A 22,096-nucleotide genomic window follows, 5' to 3' on the forward strand; every position below is an offset into this window, starting at 1 on the left:
ATATGAGAGGAGTTTATAAAACTATGCGCTACGTTATTATAACAGGAACTTCACAAGGTTTAGGGGAGGCTATTGCCACACAATTGTTAGAAAAAAATACAACTGTCATCTCTATTTCTAGAAGAGAAAATAAAGAGCTTACTAAACTTGCAGAGCAATATAACAGCAATTGTATTTTTCATTCCCTAGATCTTCAAGATGTACATAACTTAGAAACTAACTTTAAAGAGATCATTTCATCTATTAAAAAAGACAATGTATCCTCTATTCATTTAATTAATAATGCGGGTACAGTTGCACCTATGAAGCCAATTGAAAAAGCTGAAAGCGAACAATTCATTACGAACGTTCACATTAATTTACTTGCACCTATGATTCTTACATCTACGTTTATGAAACATACGAAAGACTGGAAAGTAGCTAAACGTGTTATAAACATTTCATCTGGTGCAGGAAAAAATCCTTATTTTGGATGGGGCGCTTATTGTACAACGAAAGCTGGTGTAAATATGTTTACACAGTGCGTAGCAACCGAGGAAGCAGAAAAAGAATATCCAGTAAAAATCGTCGCTTTTGCACCTGGTGTTGTTGATACAAGTATGCAAGCACAAATTCGTGAAACAAATAAAGAAGATTTCATAAATTCGGACCGCTTCATTGCATTAAAAGAAGAAGGAAAACTATTATCACCTGAATATGTTGCGAAAGCTATTCGTAACTTACTAGAAACTGAGGACTTCCCTCAAGGCGAGGTTATTAGAATTGATGAATAACAAAAAGGCGTGCTATTTTAGCACGCCTTTTTGTTCTACTTTTCTAAAAATATGAGCACAGACTCCGCAATCTGTTCATAACCGATTTCTTGATAAATTTTATTAGATGTCGGATTCGCTAGATCAGTATATAACGTAGTCGTCTTGTAACCTTCATCTAACAAACGTTGACTAAGTGCCGCTACACACTTAGATGCGTATCCCTTTTTCCTTGCTTCTTTCGGCGTATATACAAAATTAACTGTTATATTATTTTTAGTTGGTCTCGTTTTTGCAGCTACAGAAACGAGTTTTCCGTCTACTTCTAGACCAAATAAACGATGAGTAATGATTAGTGTATGTGCCGTTTGTTTTGCTTCTTCTTTCGTAATAGGAAGATTCACATCTTCGCAAAATTGATAAATCCACTGTTCTATTAATAGTAGCTCATCACTACCTATTTCTCGAAAAGCCCCATCCTCGGTCCACTTCTTCTTAACTTGTTGTAATGCATACACACCTTGCTCCATTACAACATTCGTTTTCTTATTTTCTAACACGGCAATCTCTTCCGCTAATTTCTGTACAATTTTCTTATTACCAATCAATCCAGGAACATTTGAATATACTTTCGTTAATTTTTTTGCAAGTTCCACGATATCCTCTTCCTCAATTTCAGACGTAGCAACAATGATTTGTTTCTTTTCTTCTGTTTGAAGAAATACAACTACAATTTCTTCTCCTTGTTTCGCTATCCCCATAAATATCGGTTGTTGGACCATTTGTAATACACCTAATATGAGATTATTTTCCTGCTCATTCTTTTCTAAAAATGGTGTAACCTCTTCTTTAAAATTAAGAATCTCTTCGTATACATGTAATTGAATCATCGACAATCTCTTCCCTCTATTTATAGTTTCATTAAGTATTGGCGATTAATTCATTAAATCCCTCTTTTACGATTCAATACTATGCGAAGTTAACATATTCAAATCAGTTTCAGCTTGTAAAATTCTCTGTTTTTCTTTTTCAAATACCTCTTCTTCTTTTTGAAATGACTCTTTTCGATTTTTAATCATACGCTCCATTTCTTTTTTACTCGGTCCACCGTATACATTTCTTTTTTGAATAAATGCTTCTGGCGATATAATTTCATTCCACTCTTTTTCTAATAAATTTATTTTAAAATGTTCTTGCAAATACATATTTACCTCTTTGAAGTGTAATTCATGTAGTTCTTTTTTCTGCTCCAATGACATATTTGCAATAGCACTTGCTGCATGATGAGCATGCCGAAATGGAATTTCATAATTTTTTGTTAAAACATCGGCGAAATCCGTTATCGTTATTGCATGTTTATAGGAACGACTTTTTAACGTTTCTTCTTCTACTTTCATCGTTCGGATCACTGCATTCATCATACAAAAAACACGAATTGCCTTTTCAATCCCTTTATATAAATATGGCTGCAAGTCATCTTCCGTATCGACAATATCACCAAATGGTGTATTATGAATCATTTGAAATACTGTAAATGCTTCTCCTAAAGCGCTACTCGTAATCGCACGGGCATGTTCAATGGAAACTGGATTTCGCTTTTGCGGCATAATGCTACTTATTTGTACATATGGCTTTGCAATAGTAATACCGTCATATTCTTTCGTTGCTAACAACAAAAAGTCATGAATCCATCTACTCGTATTCGTCATCATTACCATAAGTAGCGAGCTAACTTCTAATAAATAATCTGCTCCGGCAACAGCATCATATGAGTTCTCAATTACATTTGTAAATCCAAGTAGATGAGCAACTCGTTCTCGTTTAATCGGGAAACTTGTTGTAGAGAGTGCAGCCGCCCCCATTGGAGACTGATTTAAAAGCTGGTACGTTTTTTTCATTCTTTCTAAATCTCTTTGCATCGTATCATAAATTGCTAAAGTATAATGACCAAATGTTGTTGGCTGTGCTGGTTGTGTATGTGTATAAGCTGGCATGATCGTTTCCTTATGATCAGCAGCAAGTTGCAGTACACTTTCTTGCAATACCAAATGATGTTCCATTAATCGTAATACATATCGCCTTAAACTCATGCGATACATCGTTACCCCCATATCATTTCTACTTCTACCAATATGCATATTGCTTACAAAATGGCATTTCGCTTCTTGAGAAATTAAATGTTCGACTAAAAAAAAGAGATCTTCATGCTGCTTTGTATATAGCAATTGATCTTTTGGAATTCCCTCTACCTTTTTAAGAGCGTTTAATATAACTTTAGCTTCTTCCTTTTTCATTAGACTTTCTTCAGTCAGCATCGTAATATGTGCTTTATGCACTTGAAACATATCTTTCAATAAGTAATTTCGTTGAAAATCAAATACATGTTGTAATACACAATCCACATATGTTTTTCCAGGGAAATCAGCGCCTTCACTCTTTATAAACTCTTCCTTACTCTGTTTCATCACCTTTTCCCCTCTCACCTAAGTATTACTACCCATCATACCCAGAGATAGGAAAAAAGTGCTTGTACATAAAGTGAAACTTTAATCAGTGGGGGTTTTCTTCATCCCCCACTGATTATTAGTTGAACCAATCGGACTTTTAGGGGCAGTTGATCCCCCACCTAACTTCTTTGCTTTCCCTGAATTTTGAGGTGGGGGTCTTACTGCCCATTAAAGCGGGATAAAAATAAACTCGGTGCTCTCTGCACCGAGTTTATTTAATAAAAGTTGCATCATACTTATCACTTTGCAACACTTGGAAATGTAAGTTTGCTAAATGTTTCCGTATTTCTGCACTGTCGTCCTCATTTAAATTATTGGCTAAAAACACTATTTCTGTACAGTTCCCGCGTTTATCCATCGCATAAACTGCTTTTGTAACTGTCCATGGCGTATAGCCATTTTTTTGCCCTGCATGTCTAAATGTTTTACGATATTTTTTAGCGCTCATATCTGTTTCAACGATATTCGCCCACACTTTTTCTTCAGCTTCTGTCAAGCCACCTTTATGGTTTGCCTTTTGAAGTAATACCATATAATCATTTGCAGAAGCTGCTGGTAATCTATCTGACCAAATTTTGTCGTAACGTTCCTCTAAATAAAGCGGAATTTCCTTCTGTAATAATGGTCCCTTCTTCTTTAAGCGTTCATGAATAATCATCGCATATTCACGATATTGCTCTTGAGACATTTCTTTTAACTTTTTCTCTATTTTATATTTTGGAACATGTAATTCTTTATGCAAATATCCTGGGATATACAAAGATGAAACGATTGGAAATAGTGGTTGATGTGCAGGAAGTGATAAACTTTGTAAATTTCGATTGATGTTATCTAATCCTAACAATTCCATTAAGTATTCAGCATTTGCATTCGAACTAAACTTAACCATTCCTTTTGCCACTTCTTCTAAAGAAACCGCTCCTTCAGTTATCTTGCCCGTCTTCTCCAAATACTTTTGCCATCTATCTTGTGCACCACCATCTGTATTCGGTACATAATAGCGATTCACATCATTAATCGACACGAAACTAGACGAATCAATTTTCCCTTCAGTAACTTGTTTCGTATATTCAAGCGCCACAATTAATTTCATCGTACTAGCAACTGGCAATACAACATTTGGGTTTACAGAATAAACAACTTTATCATTTCTCTTTACTAGAAGCGCACTATTTTTTTCATCTTTATGTTCTTCAATAAAAGATGCAATATACTGTGCATCATCATTATTTGAACTCCATACTTTTTTCACTAAAAAGTTACCCGATATTAGCAAAACAAAAATACCCACAATTACTGCGCATACTATAGTTTTTTTCAAGTAAAATTCCTCTCCTATTGTGTAACTCTTCTCTATTTATCATTTAAAAACAAAATAATGGAGATGGTCATTTAAATAACCATCTCCATTATTTTAACTTGTATGCTCCTATTATGTCTACGTCATAAATTTCACAAAATCCTCAAGAAACTTTTTATAGTGTAACGACCAACCAATTCGCAACCAATTTTTTAATGCTTTTGCATCAGGTTGAGGCCGAAAATCAGCAATACTCTCTCCTTTTGCAATTCCAGCTGTATCTACATCGACACGACGATATACATAATCTAAAAGGGATGGATTTGCCGCAACCATCATTGTAACGACGTCATGCACTGGACTTCCTTTTATTTTCGGATTTAACTTTCTATAAGCTTTATAATAATACGTAAATATCGGCTCGATTAACTTATTAAAACTCGTTTTAGAGTGTTTCGTAATATATTTTACCATTTCCGGCGTAATAATTGCTTCAGATGTAACGTTAAGTGGCACTAATGTCACATTTTTGGCATTTTGCATAACTAATTGTGACGCAATGGGATCACCATGAAAATTCGCCTCTGCGACTGGTGTTACATTGCCAGGCATTAAGAAAGCACCGCCCATTATATAATATTCTTTCACATACTTCATCATCGGCTTTTCTAAAATAAATGCTGTCGCTAATGTTGTTGATCTACCAGCATCGACTATTATTAATTCTCCTTTATATTTTTCAAGAAGATCAAAAAATGTACAAAAAGGCTTTATATTTGGCGAAAAAGTTTTTGGAGGTTTAATTGGTCCTAAACCGTCTGCCCCATGAATTTCTGGATAATACGTTGTAACATCTCCGGATAAAGGAATTTTCGCACCATTAATAACAGGTATATCTTCCCGTCCTGCCATTTGCAATAAATATGCGGCATTACTTGTCGCCTTTTCTTGTGTTACATTCCCATATCCCGTTACTACCCCAACAATATCAATATCAGGATGCAACAATCCATACATAATCGCTAAAGAGTCATCAATTCCTGGGTCTCCTAAAAATAACACTTTTTTCATCGACCTCAACTCCATCTCCTCAGTTGTTATTAACTTATGAATAAACGTGGATATACAGAATAAAAAAGAACAAATTCATACGAAAAAACGCAGTCTTATAAGGACTACGTTTTTCAGCTAACCTATACTGTTTTTTTTACAGCACTCATACTTCCAATAACATAAGCGATAAATGCAAAACAAATTGGGAAGACAACTGTATGTATACCGAACGGATTTGGATAGAAAAGATGAATACACATATATGAACCTACTCCAACGAAAATGGAAGCAAGCGCTCCTGTAGCATTTCCTTTTCTCCAATATAACCCTAATACGATTGGCCAAATGAATGCTGCTTCTAATCCACCGAAAGAAAATAAATTTAGCCATATTAAAAAATCTGGTGGTTTAATCGCCGCTGCATAAACGAGTAGTCCTACAATACCAGTAATCCACAAACTTCCTTTTTTTATCGTACTGTCTGCTGCATCTTTATTTATGTAATTTACGTATATATCTTTAATAATTGACGAGCTTACAAGTAATAATAAAGAGTTTACTGTAGACATAATCGCTGCCATTGGTGCGGCTAAAAAAACTCCAGCTAACCACGGTGGTAACACTTCCATCGCAAGTAGCGGCATTACTTTATCTGGTACCGTTATACCTGGAAGTACTACTCTTGCAAATACACCTGTTAAATGCATACCGATCATAATTGTGCCAACGACAACGGTTCCAATTATTAAAGCTTGGTGCATAGCTTTTGAATTTTTATAAGACATGGCACGCACGCTAATTTGCGGTAAGCCTACAACGCCAATTCCAATTAAAATCCAAAATGATGTAACATATGATTTTGTTAAACTGCCATCTGCTCCGAGTGGTGTAATTAACTTTGGATTAATTTGAACAAGTTCCTGCATAATCTTTTCAATTCCACCACCAGCAATGACAGTAGCAATTAAAATGATTGTTGTTCCAACTAACATAATGATTCCTAATAATGTATCTGATAGAGCAACTGCACGAAATCCACCAATTAATACGTACACAAGTACAGAAAAAGTAAATAAAAATAGTGCTGTTGTATACGATAGACCCGTTAGTGACTCGATTAATCGACCACCGCCGACCCACTGGGCTACTGTCGCTGAAAATAAAAAGATAATAATACATAACGCAGAGAGTATAACAACTGCTTTATTATTGTATCTCCCTTTTAAATAATCGATAAGAGTAATTGCTTCCATCTTCCTAGCGATAATTGCAAACTTTTTACCGATAACCGTTAAAACGATATACCCTGTTACAACTTGAATCGCAGATAACAGTACCCATCCAAGCCCCATATTGTAAGCAATACCAGGGCCACCAATAAAGCTACTTGCACTACCGTACGTAGCAATCATTGTCATCGCTAATAATAAACCGCCTAGCTCACGCCCACCAAGAAAATATTCTTGTAAAAATTTATTATGAGCAGTCGCTTGCACGCGTCTTGAAGCATATACACCAATTAAAAATACAACGATAAACGAAATTATCATTGGAATGATTACATACCAATTCATCTACTATTCCTCACTTTTTTCTTCCTCATCGAGTGAAATATCTTGAAATACAAAACGAACAACTAAACTAAGTAAAATAACCATAACGATAAATCCAACGATACAGCTATAAAAAAACCATGCGGGAAAACCTAATACATATGTATATTCATTCGGATTTTTACTACCAAGCCCATAAGCAAATCCGTACCATATTATAAAATTAATAATAGCAAGTCCAAGACCAATTAACGCTTCTCTATGGGCTATTCGAAAGCGTGGATCATCATGATAATCTTTCATTTTCACCCCTCCTCTCACGATGTATTATTGTACCATTGTTCTTCTAGTTTTTCCTACTAGAAAGCAAAAACAAGCAGGATTTTTTATAATCATATAGAAGATTCTCTTACATTACATATTTTTTACAATTGTAACACAAATGAAATTTGAATTTTCAGTATTTATTAATTATGATTTTAATTAGAGGCTTTCCATCTAGTTTCCGCATCCCTGATTTCGGAATAAGCGCCGTCTCGTACTGCGTTTACATTATATTTTCAAGGGGGTTATACAATGAGTCAACTAGCTGTAAATCTTCATGAAAAGGTAGAAAAGTTTCTTCAAGGTACAAAAAAGTTATATGTGAATGGATCTTTCATTGAAAGCGCTTCCGGAAAAACATTTAAAACACCTAACCCAGCAACTGGTGAAACACTTGCCGTCGTTTCTGAAGCTGGTCGCGAAGATATTCATAAAGCTGTAGTCGCAGCTCGTATGGCTTTTGACGAAGGTCCTTGGTCTCGTATGAGCACTGCTGAGCGAAGCCGTCTCATGTACAAGTTAGCTGATCTAATGGAAGAACATAAAGAAGAGCTTGCACAGCTCGAAACATTAGATAACGGAAAGCCAATCCGTGAAACAATGGCAGCAGACATACCACTTGCAATTGAGCATATGCGCTATTACGCTGGCTGGGCTACGAAAATCGTTGGTCAAACAATTCCTGTTTCCGGTGATTACTTTAACTATACACGCCATGAAGCTGTTGGTGTCGTTGGTCAAATTATCCCTTGGAACTTCCCGCTTCTTATGGCAATGTGGAAAATGGGAGCAGCGCTTGCTACAGGATGTACAATCGTTTTAAAACCTGCAGAACAAACTCCACTATCTGCTCTATACTTAGCTGAATTAATTGAAGAAGCTGGATTCCCGAAAGGTGTTATTAATATCGTACCTGGATTTGGTGAATCAGCTGGACAAGCTCTCGTTAATCATCCACTCGTTGATAAAATTGCATTTACCGGTTCTACTCCTGTCGGTAAACAAATTATGAGACAAGCATCCGAATCATTAAAACGAGTTACACTTGAGTTAGGCGGTAAATCACCAAATATCATCTTGCCAGATGCTGATTTATCTCGCGCGATTCCTGGTGCACTTTCTGGTGTTATGTTTAACCAAGGACAAGTATGCTCTGCTGGATCACGCTTATTTGTTCCGAAGAAAATGTATGATAATGTCATGGCTGATCTCGTCCTCTATTCTAAAAAACTAAATCAAGGTGTTGGTCTTAACCCTGAAACAACAATTGGTCCTCTCGTTTCCGAAGAACAACAAAAACGTGTAATGGGCTACATTGAAAAAGGGATTGAAGAAGGCGCTGAAGTACTTTGCGGAGGAAGTAATCCATTCGATCAAGGCTACTTCGTTTCTCCTACAGTATTCGCTGACGTAAATGATGAAATGACGATCGCAAAAGAAGAAATTTTCGGTCCAGTTATTTCTGCAATACCGTTTAACGATATTGATGAAGTAATTGAACGTGCGAATAAATCGCAATTTGGCTTAGCTGCTGGTGTATGGACAGAAAATGTTAAAACTGCACACTATGTTGCAAGTAAAGTACGTGCAGGTACAGTATGGGTAAACTGTTATAACGTCTTTGATGCAGCATCTCCATTTGGAGGATTTAAACAATCTGGCCTCGGCCGTGAAATGGGGTCTTACGCATTAAATAACTATACAGAAGTGAAGAGCGTTTGGCTTAACTTAAATTAATGAGAAAGAACCTGACTTACCTGGTCAGGTTCTTTTCATTATGTATTCCTTTAAACTTGCAGTCCTCCGCTCACATTTAATACTTCACCTGTAATATAGGATGCGTATTCTGATGCTAAAAAGGCTGCTGCGTTCGCAATATCTTCTGGCGTTCCAATTCTACCAACTGGAATAGCGCCAACCATCTTTTCTTTCACTTTATCTGGTATCGTTTTGGTCATATCTGTATCCATAAACCCCGGACAAATCGCATTACAAGTAATACCGAAACTTCCAACTTCTTTCGCTGCTGTTTTCGTTAAACCTACAACTCCTGCCTTTGTAGCCGCATAATTTGCTTGACCTATGTTTCCTTCTCTACTAATTGAAGATATATTAATAATGCGTCCATACCCTTGTTGTCTCATGTAAAGAAGCGCTGGTTGCATACAATAAAAAACTCCAGTTAAGTTCACTTGTAATACTTGTTCCCAAGCAGACTTCTCCATTTTATGTAACATTGCGTCTCTTGTAATTCCAGCATTATTCACCAAAATATGTAATGTACCAAATTTTTGAACCCCATATTCAATTAACGACTTTGCTTCATTTTGATTACTCACATCACATCGATATGAGCACACTTCATATCCTTCATCTGATAACTCACGTGTCGTTTTTTGTAGATTCTCTTCATTTACATCGCTAATTAATACTTTCGCCCCTAGTTTTGCATAAACCCTTGCAATCTCTTTTCCAATTCCCTGTGCAGCTCCTGTTACAACAGCTGTTTTCCCATTTAAAAACTCCATTCCTATCCCCCATTTCTATTACTTATACTGTATATTTCGGCTCCTTGCTTTCCATTTCCTCTTTGTATAAAAAAGTCTATTTGTGTCAAACTAACTTTGCAACGTCGCATAAAGTGAAACTTTAATCAGTGGGAAGTTTGTTCATCCCCACTGATTATCAGCCCTCACCAATCGGGCATTTACTGGCAGTTAATCTCCCACCTAGCTTCTTTGTTCCATCTGAATTTTGAGGTGGGAATTTTACTACCCGTTATGCGGGATAAAGTGCAAGGAGATTGTGTCGAATGAACAAAAAGAATTTCAAACAAAACAAAGCAACTGATGGCATTGATGTTGAGTTCTCTCGCGAACTCGCTGACCACAATGACTTAGAAGCAAACGCACGTGCAAATGCCGCTGATGCACGTCAAAAACGCCAATCAACCGAAAAATAAGGTACATCACAACCTTATTCTTTTCAAAAGGGACCTACTACCCAACAAAATAAACCGAGAGACATCTCTTGGTTTATTTTCTATATTTTTTTGCATAATGAGCCAAGGTAAGCAACGGATATATATGAGTATAACTATGATAACGAATATAAAACCCACCTGGTAAACCTGTTCCAGTAGGATATTTTTCATTTACATAAGGGTTGGAGAGCAAATATGAAATACCTTTGCGAATGACTGGTGTTTCTTTTTCATAGTACGAAATGAGAGCATCTAACGCCCATGCCGTTTGTGATGGTGTACTAAACGGCAAAGTAACAAATCTTTTTTCCACACTACTTTGGCAAGATTCTCCCCAGCCACCATCTTCATGCTGTATATGTTCAAGCCATAAAGCTGCTCGTTTTAATGATGGATCGCTAGATGGTATTCCTAGTGACCGTAAACCAGTCAACACTGCCCATGTACCATATATATAACAAATTCCCCATTTCCCATACCATGATCCATTTTCCTCTTGTATATTCATTAACCAATTTATCGCACTTTGTTTTTGTTTCTCGGGCAATTCATTTTGCGCATATGTCCCGAAAAACTCTAGCACTCTTCCTGTAATATCTGGTGTAGAAGGATCTGTAATCATATCACTTGCATTTTCGATTGGTAAATTTGCTAATATACGGCTCGTTACCCCTTTTTCAAAAGCCCCCCAACCACCATCATTATTTTGCAATCCTTTAACCCAATTAACCGCTCTCTTCCAAGAATTATCTACATTTTCGTTCCCTCTACTTCGCGCCAATGCTCTTAACACAGCAGTTGTATCATCAATATCTGGAATCGTCGTATTCACATCCGAAAAGCCCCAACCACCTGGGAATAGATCCGGTGCATGTACACTCCAATCTACTTTCTTCGTTTGCTGTTTTCTTAGTAAATACGCTGATGCATTTTGAATTCCTTTACTTGCTTTCGGAACTTGAGCTTCTTGCAAAGCATAACTGAGTAAAGCTGTATCCCATACAGTTGACGGAGAGTTTTGCAAATGGCTCCCTCTCTCCATCTTCCATATATAAGATGTGATTCCCGTTATAGCCTTCTGAATAATTGGTGATTGAATAGAATGCCCTAATGCAAGTAAAGCATAAATCATATAAAACGAGGCAGTTGCGTAACTATATAATGTTCCATTTTCATCAATACGCTCTTTCATAAAACGTTCTACTGCCTCATATCCTTTATGATGCAAAGAAAGTGGATACGTTATAATTTTCTTCACCTCACTTAATAACGTTTGAAAAACTGGAGATCGGTCCTCCCGAAACCATTCTCCGCCCCCGCCTGCAATGTGATTTAAATTTGGCAATAACTTTTTCCCTACTCGAAATCTTTTATTTAAACACAACATCATCGGAATTAAATGAATACGTGCTGAGCTACTCAATTCAAATATACTGAGGGGGGAATCATTCTGCAGAAACATAATTGGTGTTGGCAAATGAAAGAGAGAAGGATATTCATATTCTCCATGAACCGCTAATAAAAACTTCGTCATAAAATGAGCACGCGCCACCCCCCCGCGCTCATTTATAAACATTTCCGCTCGCTTCATATTCGCATCTTCTTTTGTATATTTTTCCGATGCAAGTAAGGCAGCATAAGATTGAATTGTAGCAGATAAATTACCACCCACTTCATCTTCATACAATTTCCATGTTCCTTCATTTGTTTGGAGTGATGCTAATCTTTTTACAAACGGTTCTATCTCTTTATCTCTACCTAATAATTTTAATAAAAAAATCATATGACAATCTGTTAGTGGCGCTCCTTCAAAACAAAACCGCCAAGTACCATCTTGCCGTTGCATCGTTTGAAGTGCAGTTGTTCTTCTCGCTATTTCTTCATGCACTTTTTCATATAATAACAAGTTACTCACCCACCCTTTCGAAATCCGTATAACGATATTCAAAAAGGTAGCTGAATATGTATAAAAACAAAGAAAAGCAGAACATATAAAATGTTCTGCTCATAAACAATATCCTACTCCGACAATAATCCCTAATAAAGCACCGACTACTACTTCATACGGTGTATGCCCAACAAGTTCGTTTAACTTCTTATATTCTGTTTCTCTACCATGAAAAAAGTCATTCAATATTTTTGCTTGTTTACTTACTGCAAGCCTTACTCCTGAAGCATCATACATAACAATAATGGCAAAAATAGCAGCAACCGCAAACATCGAGCTTTCCACACCTTCCACTACTCCAACTCCTGTAGCAAGCGCTGTAACTGTTGAAGCATGAGAACTTGGCATCCCACCTGAAGCAAAAAACTTTGCAAAATCAAATTCACCCGTTTTAACTAATTTAAAGACTACTTTCGTTAATTGTGCTAAAAACCATGAAATTACAGCTGCCATAAGCGGATCATTATGTAAAATTGTTTCCATGTTCTCAGCTCCTTACTGACTATAATGGAAATTCTATATAATATAAGTATAAAGAAAAATGCGTAGAAAATACTACGCATTATGATACTTTTGCTGATTTATTTTTTATAAATTTCGGTTGTTTCTGCACTAAAAACTTGGTTTTCGCTACCGAGAATACAAATAAAGCAACCCATATACAGAAAAATGCAATCATATGTGTAGATGTGAAATGTTCACCAAATACAAATACACCTAAAATTAAGCTAATTGTTGGCGCAATATATTGTAAAAATCCCACCATATAAAGCGGAATAAGTTGTGCTCCTTTTGCAAAATAAAATAGTGGTAATGCTGTTACAATACCTGCTCCTATTAAAAGTAACGTTGATAACATTGAAATAGATCCAAATGAGCCGAAACCATGTGCTCCTGTCATAACAAGGTAAATGATTGCAAACGGTGTCACTAACATCGTTTCCATCGTAAGTCCAATTGTAGCATCATAGTTTAACAGTTTTTTCGTTAATCCGTATAATCCAAATGAAAAGGCAAGTGAAAGAGAAACCCACGGAATAGATCCGAAACGTACTGTTAAAATGACAACCCCTACTCCTGCTAAACCAACTGCAACATATTGCCAAAAGTTTAACTTTTCCTTTAAAACGACTGTACCAAGTAAAATACTAATAAGCGGATTAATATAATAGCCAAGACTCGCTTCAATAACATGATTATGATTAACGGCCCATATGTAAACAAACCAGTTTCCGCTAATCAAGACTGAAGCTATTGTTAATGACATTAATAATTTAGGTCGTTTAAAAAGATTCACAAATTCCCCAATAAACTGGCGAAACCTCTTCGTAACACCTAATACAAGTAACATAAAAACAAACGCCCAAACGATGCGGTGTGCTAATATTTCATCTGCTGGAACTTCCTCAACCCATTTCCAATAAATCGGTAGAATTCCCCACATCGTATAAGCACCAGCCGCATATAGTATCCCTTTTTTTTGCTCTGCTGATTGACTCCCCATCTTCCTTTTTCTCCTCTTCTCATTTTTTCTCCATTATACGGTCTCACATACTCACTTTACCAATAATCAATCTGCATTTCTTTCGACATTTCTCATACAACGAATAATAAATATACCGTTATTACAACAAGTAACGGTATGCCGAAAACAAATTTCTTTTTATGAGTTTTATGATGAAACATATACATACCGATCCAAGCTCCAACTGCTCCCCCAGCTGCCGCTGATAAAAACAACGTACTTTCTGGCGTTCTCCACTGTTTCTTCTTTGCTTTTCGTTTATCAAGCCCCATAAGGCTAAAAGCTATAACGTTAATAATAAGAAAATAAATCCATTTCATCGCTTTCTCTCCTTATGAAAAATTCGCTTAATGGTAACACGAAAAAACGACGGAAACAACTGAAGAACTCTTTTTATTAAACTAGTTTCATTCCTTTTTCTTAATTAGTTACCTTCATATTTACATAACCAACTAAAATCGCAATTAAAGCATTTAAATAGAAAAATGTTATGAGCAAAATCTTATATTTCATTACATTCACCCACTACCATATCATCAAAAAAACTGCTCTCAATCACTTTCTCATCAAAATGAAGAACTACAATTAGCCCTACATATAAAGAAACAAAATTTAGAAAACATTCCCCATTCTCATCTTTCTTAGCTAAGCATTTAAATATCTCTTGAAATTGCATACGCTCGTCTGCAGCAACAACCGGACGCACACCAAAATATTTCAATACGAGATTCAGCTTCAGCTGCACGGATAATGATAAAATATATTTTAATAACTCTGTATACTCTGCACAATCTTTTTGACTATACAACTTCACAAGCTTTTGATGTAAAGTAGAAATCGATAATTCTTCGTCAGTCACTTTAGTTGCTTCTACCATTTCAATCATCTTTTTCATATTCATTACATTCACCCCTTCTGCAAAAAAACAAAAGCCAAAGCGTATTTATTTTATAATCAGCAATAATTTAGTATTTCTCGTCTCTCGTTCTTCTTCACTCACTAAGTCATACTTCTTTAGAAGATGAAAGACATCATTTAATATTTCCTGTGAATGATTCCCTTGCAAAAATCCCTTTAACTCTTTAAAAATCACTTCCGGTAAAAAATCCTTTTGACTTTCAAGCTTATTCATCACATCTTCAATAGAATGATCAATGTTACACGCCATACTAAACTTCCCCCTCTATCCTCTATAAATAATATCCTCAGCTAACGATGTAAACACTTCTCCAACAAGAGAATCTTCATCATATACAGATGAACCGTTATTTTCTTCACGTTTTGCAAAAGGTATTTTGGCAATTACTTCTGTTTGCAATTGTTCTGCAAGCATTTCGCCGCCACCTTTTCCGAAGAGATAGTTTTTCGATCCATCTTGCTCTTCATAATAAGCCATATTTTCTACAATCCCTAAAATCTTGTGTTTCGTATGCTTTGCCATAACACCTACTCTAGATGCTACGAACGAAGCTACATTGTGTGGTGTTGTAACGATAATTTCTTGCGCCTGCGGGATCATTGCTGCAACATCAATAGCAACATCTCCTGTACCAGGTGGTAAATCAAGAAGTAAATAATCTAATTCTCCCCAGTGCGTATTCGCAAGGAAATTTTGAATCCATTTATTTAACATCGGTCCGCGCCACATAACCGGGTTATTTCCTTCCGTAAAAAATCCCATCGACATAATTTTAACACCGTGACTAACGACCGGAATTGCTGTTTGATCAATCATCGTCGGTTTTTGATTCGTTTCCATCATAGCTGGAATGCTAAAACCATATATATCTGCATCTAATATCCCCACTTTTTTGCCCATACGAGCTAAAGCAGTTGCAAGATTAATTGTCACTGTTGATTTCCCAACTCCACCTTTACCACTCGTTACAGTAATAAATCGTACCCCTGAATCAAGGCGAAGCATGCTCGGCATACCAGTTTCTGTTCTACTATTTCTCTTTAACTTCTCTGTTAGCGCAGCTCGTTCTTCTTGTGTCATAGAACCAAATTTCAAATCTACCTTAGATGCACCAACTGCCTGAAGAGACTCTTCCACATCTTGTTGAATTTTTGCCTTTAATGGACAACCTTGAATCGTTAGCACTACTTCAAGTTTAACCTCTGTTCCATTCATTTGTATATTTCTAACCATATTTAATTCTACAATACTTTTGTGTAACTCCGGATCCTCTACATGTTTTAATGCATTCATTATTTGTTCTTGCGTAATCATAGCACTCATCCTTTCTCGTATTCGAATTTATATACAACATTTTCTTGGCGAAAAAGCTTATTATCCCCCGCTAACAGGCGGGATTAATGCGACTATATCTCCAGCTTTTATCATCTCTTCATTTGTTACAAACTCTTCATTCACAGCCACCATCACTTTATCAAGCGATTGTAAACTATAACTTGCTTTCAGCCATTCTTTTACTTGCTGAACTGTCATTTCTTGTTCTTCTAAAATTACGAATCGATCCGATCCGACTTCCTCACGCAAATTTGCGAACAATAAAATTGTAATCATCTTCTCATTCTTCCTTCTTCGGTTTTCCTTCTGGATATGCCGTATTTTCAAGCTGGTCTCCAATCCACATCGTTCCATCTTCCCAAAATTCTTTTTTCCAAATTGGGACGATTTGTTTTATACGTTCAATCGCGTATTCATTCACTTCATACGCTACTTTACGATGCGGTGATGAAACTGCAATGACTACCGCAATATCCATGATTTCTAGCCGCCCTACACGGTGCGTAATTGCTACTATTGCGTCCGGCCACTTTTCATTTATTTCTTTACCAATTCTTGTAAGTTGTTTTACTGCCATCGGTTTATATGCTTCGTACTCTAAATGTAGCGTTCGTTTTCCTTTTGTAAGTTCTCTCACGGTACCAATAAATGTTGTAATTGCACCTGCTTCTCTTCTTGCGACTTTATTCGTTACTGCTTCAACTAAAATCGGAATATCTACGATTTCAAATAGTGCTTGTCCCATTAGAAACACCTCTCACTTTATAAAATGTCCAAGGCCATTCACTACCTTCATTATCTTCCAGCAAGAGAATATCTACGAACATATCTTTTTTATAACCTCTCGTACCACCTGGAAGTACAATAAATATATTTGTCTCTGCTAGGGAAGAAACCGAGCTAGATTTATCAAACCCTGACGGATAAGCAATTAATTGCCCTTCTTTATATGTCAGTTTTGCTCGCACAAATCTTGTAAATGGATTTGGTTTTAGAAAATCTTCTCCTAATAACGCTTTTTCTCTTTTCATATGTGCTTTTTCACTAAACATATACGTCCGAACACAAGGCCTTACAAACAATTCAAATCCTACGTAACAAGCAGATGGATTTCCTGATAAACCAAATAATAACTTGCCATGTAATTGCGCTACAGTCGTAACACTTCCTGGCCGCATTGCAACTTTATTGAAAAGAACAGAGGCACCTAGCTTTTCGTAAATAGCTGGTAAATAATCGTAATCTCCTACTGATACACCGCCCGTTGTAATTAACATATCTACTTGGCCAAGCGCTTCTTTCACAGCTGTAAAACACGTATTAAAATCATCACTAAACTTCCCAAAACATTTTACTCTGCCGCCTGCTCTTCGAATTTGAGACAATATCATATACGTATTACTATTTCGGATTTTCCCTGGCTGTAATGAATCATTGACATCCAGTAATTCACTCCCAGTTGCTAACAGTCCAATTACAGGCTTTCTCGCAACTGGTACTTCACTATAACCGAATGTAGCAAGAAGAGCTGAAATACCTGGATTAATGTACGATCCTTTCTTTGCAAGAACCGTTCCTTTACGAGCATCTTCACCTTGAAAAGAAATATTGTCGCCTGTTTTGAATGATCGCTTCACTTCCATGTAATTGTTGCCTGCCTCCTCATATTGACGAGTCAGCTCTAACATAACGATTGCATCACACCCATTCGGAATTTGTGCTCCCGTCATAATTCGAACTGCTTGAAACGGACCTACTTTCTCATGGAATAGCGATCCTGCACCAATTTCACCCACTACTTCAAATACAATTGGCGTTTCATAACTTGCTAAATTAGTATCTTCTGCTCTAATAGCAAATCCATCATACGGCGAACGATTAAATGACGGTACATCATGGTCAGCTACTAAATCCTCTGCTAATATACGCCCATAAGCTAATTCAATCGGTAATAGCTCCTTTAAGCCTTTATCAGCAAATCCCATCACTTTACGAACAGCTTCTTCAACCGTAATTGCTACTCTTCTTTCCATTGTTGACAACCCTTTCTATTAGCCGAATACGCGATAATATAGTTGTTTCGCTTTCGAAATATCATTTGTACCATGAATAAAAACACGACCATCCCGAAAAACAACGATGCGGTAATCATCGAATTGGCAAGATAGTAAATACGGATTCCGATCTACTTTCCCCAGTTTTTGTAATACTTTTTCTATATCATCAAAATTGTATTTCCTATTGTCTACTGTTCTAATTTGAACTGTATTTCTTCCGCATAAAACAGCTGCTTTCGTTTGATTTTCGTATGATAAATAAGGATAAGTTCGATTCAAACCGCATGAGAGACAAGCGTCTGTTTTTATTTTCCCTAATTTTATAAAATGATTTTGATTACTCCATATATCAAACATGAAAAATGTTTTGCTAATTGCTGAGAAATCTTCCACTAAAATTTTGAGTGCTTCTGCCACTTGATATGCTGCGACGATTTGAACAGTCGGGCTAATAATTCCAGCGGTATCACATGTCACACCTGTAACAGGAATATTTTTCAGCATACAATGTAAACACGGTGTCTCTTGCGGAATAATTGTATAACTCATACCATACGATCCAACGCAAGAACCATATACCCAAGGAATATTATGTTTTTGTGATAAATCATTTATTACAAATCGAATATCAAAATTATCTGTTGCATCAATGATTACATCTACATTTTTTAATAGACCTTCCATATTTTCTGAAGTTGCATCCATTACGAAAGCATGTATTTGTACTTCCGAATTAATTTGTTCTAACCGATTTTTTGCAGCAATTGCTTTCGGCATTTTCTCTCTCGCATCTTGTTCAGAGTACAATTGTTGCCTTTGTAAATTACTCCATTCAACGTAGTCACGATCAATAATCGTCAACTTGCCAACACCTGCACGTACGAAACTTTCGGCACTTGCACTTCCTAATGCGCCTGCCCCTACAATTAACACATGTTTATTTCGAATTTTTTCTTGTCCTTTACTCCCAATTGGTTTGAACAACTGTTGTCGTGAATACCGATCAGCCATTACATACCCTTCCTCTCAAGAACTCTATTTCATATTAGAATGTTGTTTCTGATAACAAGCAAAGTAAGCAAAACCAACAAACCCAGCTCCTCCAATTACATTTCCAATAAAAACAGGAACAAAATTTTTAGCCAAATCCATCCACGTTAGATGACCAGCAAAAATAACAGCGGAAATGACAAACATATTTGCTACTACTTGCTGAAATCCAATCACTACAAATGCCATAATTGGAATCCAAATTCCGATGATTTTTCCGACAAAATCACTCGTCCCGTAAGCGAGCCAAAGAGCAAGACAAACGAGCCAATTACAACCAATTGCTAAAATTAAAGTTCTCCCAAATGATTCATGTAACTTCCCTTCCGCTATCGCTACCGTTTTATTTAAATACTCTCCCTCTGTTAATCCACCAAGATGTCCAAAGCAATACGCAACGAAAATTGCCCCAATAAAATTCATGAGAGTAATCCAAACCCAGTTATTCAGTACACTTATCAATGTAATTTTCTTTGCATAAAGCGCCATAGACAGTGACATCATATTTCCCGTAATTAATTCTCCTCCTGCTAATACTACGAGCATGAGTCCAACAGGAAATACTGCTCCTCCTAAAACATTCACTAGACTCCCCCAGCGCTCAGGTAAATTCCCTAAAACTCGAATGTTAAGTAAAAAACCTATCGCAATAAACGCTCCTCCTAAAAAACCGAGAATAAGCATCGCTGGCAATGTCTGTCTTACTTTTTGAACACCGGCCTCAATGACAAGCTCAGCAATTTGTTCCGGCTTATGAAATGCCATTACCCATTCCTCCATTTTCTCCAAATAAAAAAGCAGCTTCAAAAAACCTCCTCAAAATAAAGGTTTTTGAATGCTGCTTAATTTCTCTGCACATCTTTTACAGAGATATCAATCATCACTTTTACTATAAAATAGAAAATCCACAACTCTTGTAAATTTTCCATTTTTCACTATGACGCTAGCTTTATATATTAACCACCGATATGTGACATTTCAATTTTAGGTATTGTTTTCTTATTTGTATGATTTAAGCGTTCATCTGAATAACGATCTTCCCTATTATTCCATATATCGCGTACTACATCTGTAATGTCCTCATCTGTATGTTCAGAACGAAGCAATTCTCTTAAATCATTTCCTTTAGAAGCAAATAAGCAAGTATATAATTTTCCTTCTGCAGAAATACGAGCTCTCGTACATGATGAGCAAAAAGAATCTGTTACTGATGAAATAATACCTATTTCCTCATCGCTTCCTATATAACGATACCTAGTAGCCACTTCACCAGAATAATTTGCTTCTATCCGTTCTAACGGCATAACTTGATGAATCGTATCTACTATTTCTTGTTTAGAGACGACCTCTTTTAAATCCCACCCATTATAATTTCCAACGTCCATATACTCAATAAAACGAAGAATATGCTTGTTTTCCTTAAAATATTGCGCCATCTGCAAGATGTCCTTTTCGTTTTTTCCCTTTTGAACGACCATGTTTATTTTAATTTTCATTCCAACTTCAGCTGCAGCCTGTATTCCTTCCAGAACCCTTTGCACTTTGCTCCTATTACCATTTAAATAGAAAAACCGCTCTTCTTCCAGGGAATCTAAACTAACTGTTACACGTGATAGTCCCGCCTTATATAAATCAGGAGCAAACTTTTTCAGTAGTGAACCATTTGTTGTTAAACCGATATCTTCCACACCATCTATTTTATGAAGCCGCTCAATAAGCTGCGGAAGATCTCTTCGAAGTAACGGTTCCCCGCCAGTAATCCGTAATTTTCTCACACCTAAAGATACGAAAATACGAGTTATCCTTTCAATTTCATCAAAAGATAAAATTTTGTCATTAGACAAAAACGAGTAATCAGGACCAAATATTTCTTCTGGCATACAATACCGACAACGAAAATTACAGCGGTCAGTAACTGAAATACGTAAATCCTTTAACGGACGTTGCAACTTGTCTAATGTAACTGATTTCATCTTCATTGCCTCACTTTTATTTTATATTTAAAACACGTTCTGAATGGGTATATACATTTAAGGCGTGATTACGAATAAATCCTATTGCCGTAATACCTAAATCTTCCGCTAGTTGCAAAGCTAACTCAGTTGGAGCTGATTTTGATAGTATAATTTCACAACCGATTTTTGCAACTTTCAATAATATTTCCGAAGAAATACGACCACTAAAAACAATGATTTTATCTTTTATAGAAATATCGTTTCTTAAACAATAACCGTAAATTTTGTCTAGTGCATTATGCCTACCAATATCCATTCGGCTTAAAATAATACCATTCACATCACATAAAGCTGCATTATGAACCCCGCCAGTATGATGAAACGTATCCGCAGATTGCTGCATTTCTTTCATTAACCGAAAACAATCCTCTGCCGCAACCTGTACATGGACACCCTGCATTTTTTTGCACTTAGTGCATCATTGGCAAAAACAAATCCTTGCCTACTCATACCACAACAAGACGTAATATATCGTTTATTCTGCATTTGTTCATAATACGGATTTACTTTTGTCGTTGTTACATGTACAAATCCTTCTTTTTCCTGTACCCATATGCTATCAATATCCTCATACTTCCGAATGATTCCTTCAGACGCTAAGAAGCCTATCACCATATCTTCTATATATTCTGGAGTACTAACCATTGTAACAAACTCCTGTCCGTTCATTTTAATGGTGACAGGAAACTCTGTTACAATGCTGTCCTCTATATGTTTAAATGCCCCTTGTTCATAACGAAAGATTTCTCTTTCTACCTGTATCGGTTTCACGATC

Annotated in this window: 23 protein-coding genes and 1 pseudogene; 3 read left to right on the plus strand and 21 right to left on the minus strand. The window is 36.3% G+C overall.

Going from position 1 to position 22,096, the window contains the following annotated elements; translation table 11 throughout:
* Positions 1 to 23: 23 nt before the first annotated feature.
* On the plus strand, positions 24 to 773 hold the full coding sequence (locus JFU02_RS08590; RefSeq protein ID WP_001271055.1) for a (S)-benzoin forming benzil reductase: 750 nt from the start codon (positions 24 to 26) through the stop codon (positions 771 to 773).
* A gap of 35 nt (positions 774 to 808) precedes the next feature.
* Here the strand turns inward: JFU02_RS08590 and JFU02_RS08595 are convergent, their stop codons facing one another.
* The 6 genes from JFU02_RS08595 to JFU02_RS08620 all read right to left on the minus strand — a co-directional run bounded on the left by JFU02_RS08595 (position 809) and on the right by JFU02_RS08620 (position 7,468).
* Complete coding sequence (locus JFU02_RS08595) at positions 809 to 1,642, minus strand: GNAT family N-acetyltransferase (protein ID WP_000615388.1); 834 nt, start codon at positions 1,640 to 1,642, stop codon at positions 809 to 811.
* Between the two features lie 66 nt (positions 1,643 to 1,708).
* Positions 1,709 to 3,217, minus strand: a complete 1,509-nt coding sequence (gene argH / locus JFU02_RS08600) for an argininosuccinate lyase (protein WP_000813975.1) — start codon at positions 3,215 to 3,217, stop codon at positions 1,709 to 1,711.
* Between the two features lie 253 nt (positions 3,218 to 3,470).
* Positions 3,471 to 4,580: a serine hydrolase gene (locus JFU02_RS08605; protein ID WP_000751366.1), complete on the minus strand. Its 1,110-nt coding sequence runs from the start codon at positions 4,578 to 4,580 to the stop codon at positions 3,471 to 3,473.
* Between the two features lie 117 nt (positions 4,581 to 4,697).
* Entirely contained in the window at positions 4,698 to 5,630 is a 933-nt protein-coding gene (locus JFU02_RS08610; protein ID WP_201070786.1) for a nucleoside hydrolase, read from the minus strand.
* A gap of 122 nt (positions 5,631 to 5,752) precedes the next feature.
* Positions 5,753 to 7,186, minus strand: coding sequence for a sodium/pantothenate symporter (gene panF / locus JFU02_RS08615; RefSeq protein ID WP_201070789.1), 1,434 nt, complete (start codon positions 7,184 to 7,186; stop codon positions 5,753 to 5,755).
* Between the two features lie 3 nt (positions 7,187 to 7,189).
* Positions 7,190 to 7,468: a YhdT family protein gene (locus tag JFU02_RS08620; protein WP_000656239.1), complete on the minus strand. Its 279-nt coding sequence runs from the start codon at positions 7,466 to 7,468 to the stop codon at positions 7,190 to 7,192.
* Positions 7,469 to 7,741: 273 nt separating this feature from the next.
* On the opposite strand from JFU02_RS08620, the gene dhaS reads away from it, so the two are divergent.
* Positions 7,742 to 9,226: an aldehyde dehydrogenase DhaS gene (gene dhaS, locus JFU02_RS08625; protein ID WP_000080279.1), complete on the plus strand. Its 1,485-nt coding sequence runs from the start codon at positions 7,742 to 7,744 to the stop codon at positions 9,224 to 9,226.
* A 50-nt stretch (positions 9,227 to 9,276) separates the two neighbouring features.
* On the opposite strand, the gene fabG is transcribed toward dhaS, so the two are convergent.
* Positions 9,277 to 10,017 (minus strand): 3-oxoacyl-ACP reductase FabG, encoded by a 741-nt coding sequence (fabG, locus tag JFU02_RS08630; protein WP_000395040.1) that lies wholly within the window; start codon positions 10,015 to 10,017, stop codon positions 9,277 to 9,279.
* A 284-nt stretch (positions 10,018 to 10,301) separates the two neighbouring features.
* Between fabG and JFU02_RS08635 the strand changes: the two genes are divergently transcribed.
* Positions 10,302 to 10,451, plus strand: a complete 150-nt coding sequence (locus JFU02_RS08635) for a YfhD family protein (protein ID WP_001035808.1) — start codon at positions 10,302 to 10,304, stop codon at positions 10,449 to 10,451.
* A gap of 73 nt (positions 10,452 to 10,524) precedes the next feature.
* On the opposite strand, the gene JFU02_RS08640 is transcribed toward JFU02_RS08635, so the two are convergent.
* From JFU02_RS08640 to fdhD, 14 genes and pseudogenes are all read right to left on the minus strand, one after another.
* Positions 10,525 to 12,378, minus strand: coding sequence for a terpene cyclase/mutase family protein (locus JFU02_RS08640; RefSeq protein ID WP_061665760.1), 1,854 nt, complete (start codon positions 12,376 to 12,378; stop codon positions 10,525 to 10,527).
* A 99-nt stretch (positions 12,379 to 12,477) separates the two neighbouring features.
* Positions 12,478 to 12,903, minus strand: a complete 426-nt coding sequence (locus tag JFU02_RS08645; protein WP_000447819.1) for a divergent PAP2 family protein — start codon at positions 12,901 to 12,903, stop codon at positions 12,478 to 12,480.
* A gap of 79 nt (positions 12,904 to 12,982) precedes the next feature.
* Positions 12,983 to 13,924, minus strand: a complete 942-nt coding sequence (rarD, locus tag JFU02_RS08650) for an EamA family transporter RarD (protein WP_000535541.1) — start codon at positions 13,922 to 13,924, stop codon at positions 12,983 to 12,985.
* Between the two features lie 92 nt (positions 13,925 to 14,016).
* Positions 14,017 to 14,265, minus strand: coding sequence for a DUF1294 domain-containing protein (locus tag JFU02_RS08655; RefSeq protein WP_000871350.1), 249 nt, complete (start codon positions 14,263 to 14,265; stop codon positions 14,017 to 14,019).
* A gap of 182 nt (positions 14,266 to 14,447) precedes the next feature.
* A complete protein-coding gene (locus JFU02_RS08660) occupies positions 14,448 to 14,846 on the minus strand; it encodes a hypothetical protein (protein ID WP_061665761.1) in 399 nt (132 codons plus the stop codon).
* Positions 14,847 to 14,888: 42 nt separating this feature from the next.
* Positions 14,889 to 15,113: a hypothetical protein gene (locus tag JFU02_RS08665; RefSeq protein WP_000752367.1), complete on the minus strand. Its 225-nt coding sequence runs from the start codon at positions 15,111 to 15,113 to the stop codon at positions 14,889 to 14,891.
* A gap of 15 nt (positions 15,114 to 15,128) precedes the next feature.
* Entirely contained in the window at positions 15,129 to 16,178 is a 1,050-nt protein-coding gene (locus tag JFU02_RS08670) for a P-loop NTPase (protein ID WP_086407537.1), read from the minus strand.
* A gap of 60 nt (positions 16,179 to 16,238) precedes the next feature.
* Positions 16,239 to 16,475 carry a molybdopterin converting factor subunit 1 gene (moaD, locus tag JFU02_RS08675; RefSeq protein WP_000628493.1) on the minus strand — a complete coding sequence of 79 codons (237 nt, stop codon included), beginning with the start codon at positions 16,473 to 16,475 and terminating at the stop codon, positions 16,239 to 16,241.
* A 4-nt stretch (positions 16,476 to 16,479) separates the two neighbouring features.
* A complete protein-coding gene (moaE, locus tag JFU02_RS08680) occupies positions 16,480 to 16,944 on the minus strand; it encodes a molybdopterin synthase catalytic subunit MoaE (RefSeq protein ID WP_098838347.1) in 465 nt (154 codons plus the stop codon).
* Complete coding sequence (gene moeA, locus JFU02_RS08685) at positions 16,925 to 18,232, minus strand: molybdopterin molybdotransferase MoeA (RefSeq protein ID WP_086407539.1); 1,308 nt, start codon at positions 18,230 to 18,232, stop codon at positions 16,925 to 16,927. Before moeA ends, moaE begins: the two co-directional genes overlap by 20 nt.
* Before the next feature lie 18 nt (positions 18,233 to 18,250).
* Positions 18,251 to 19,267 carry a molybdopterin-synthase adenylyltransferase MoeB gene (locus JFU02_RS08690; protein ID WP_000785265.1) on the minus strand — a complete coding sequence of 339 codons (1,017 nt, stop codon included), beginning with the start codon at positions 19,265 to 19,267 and terminating at the stop codon, positions 18,251 to 18,253.
* 24 nt (positions 19,268 to 19,291) lie between these two features.
* Positions 19,292 to 20,071 carry a formate channel gene (locus JFU02_RS08695; protein ID WP_000863998.1) on the minus strand — a complete coding sequence of 260 codons (780 nt, stop codon included), beginning with the start codon at positions 20,069 to 20,071 and terminating at the stop codon, positions 19,292 to 19,294.
* 191 nt (positions 20,072 to 20,262) lie between these two features.
* Entirely contained in the window at positions 20,263 to 21,279 is a 1,017-nt protein-coding gene (gene moaA / locus JFU02_RS08700) for a GTP 3',8-cyclase MoaA (RefSeq protein ID WP_201070792.1), read from the minus strand.
* 16 nt (positions 21,280 to 21,295) lie between these two features.
* A pseudogene (gene fdhD, locus JFU02_RS08705) lies at positions 21,296 to 22,092 on the minus strand (formate dehydrogenase accessory sulfurtransferase FdhD).
* Positions 22,093 to 22,096: the final 4 nt, after the last annotated feature.

The sequence above is a fragment of the Bacillus sp. TH13 genome, assembly GCF_016651175.1.
Taxonomy (GTDB): domain Bacteria; phylum Bacillota; class Bacilli; order Bacillales; family Bacillaceae_G; genus Bacillus_A; species Bacillus_A thuringiensis_S.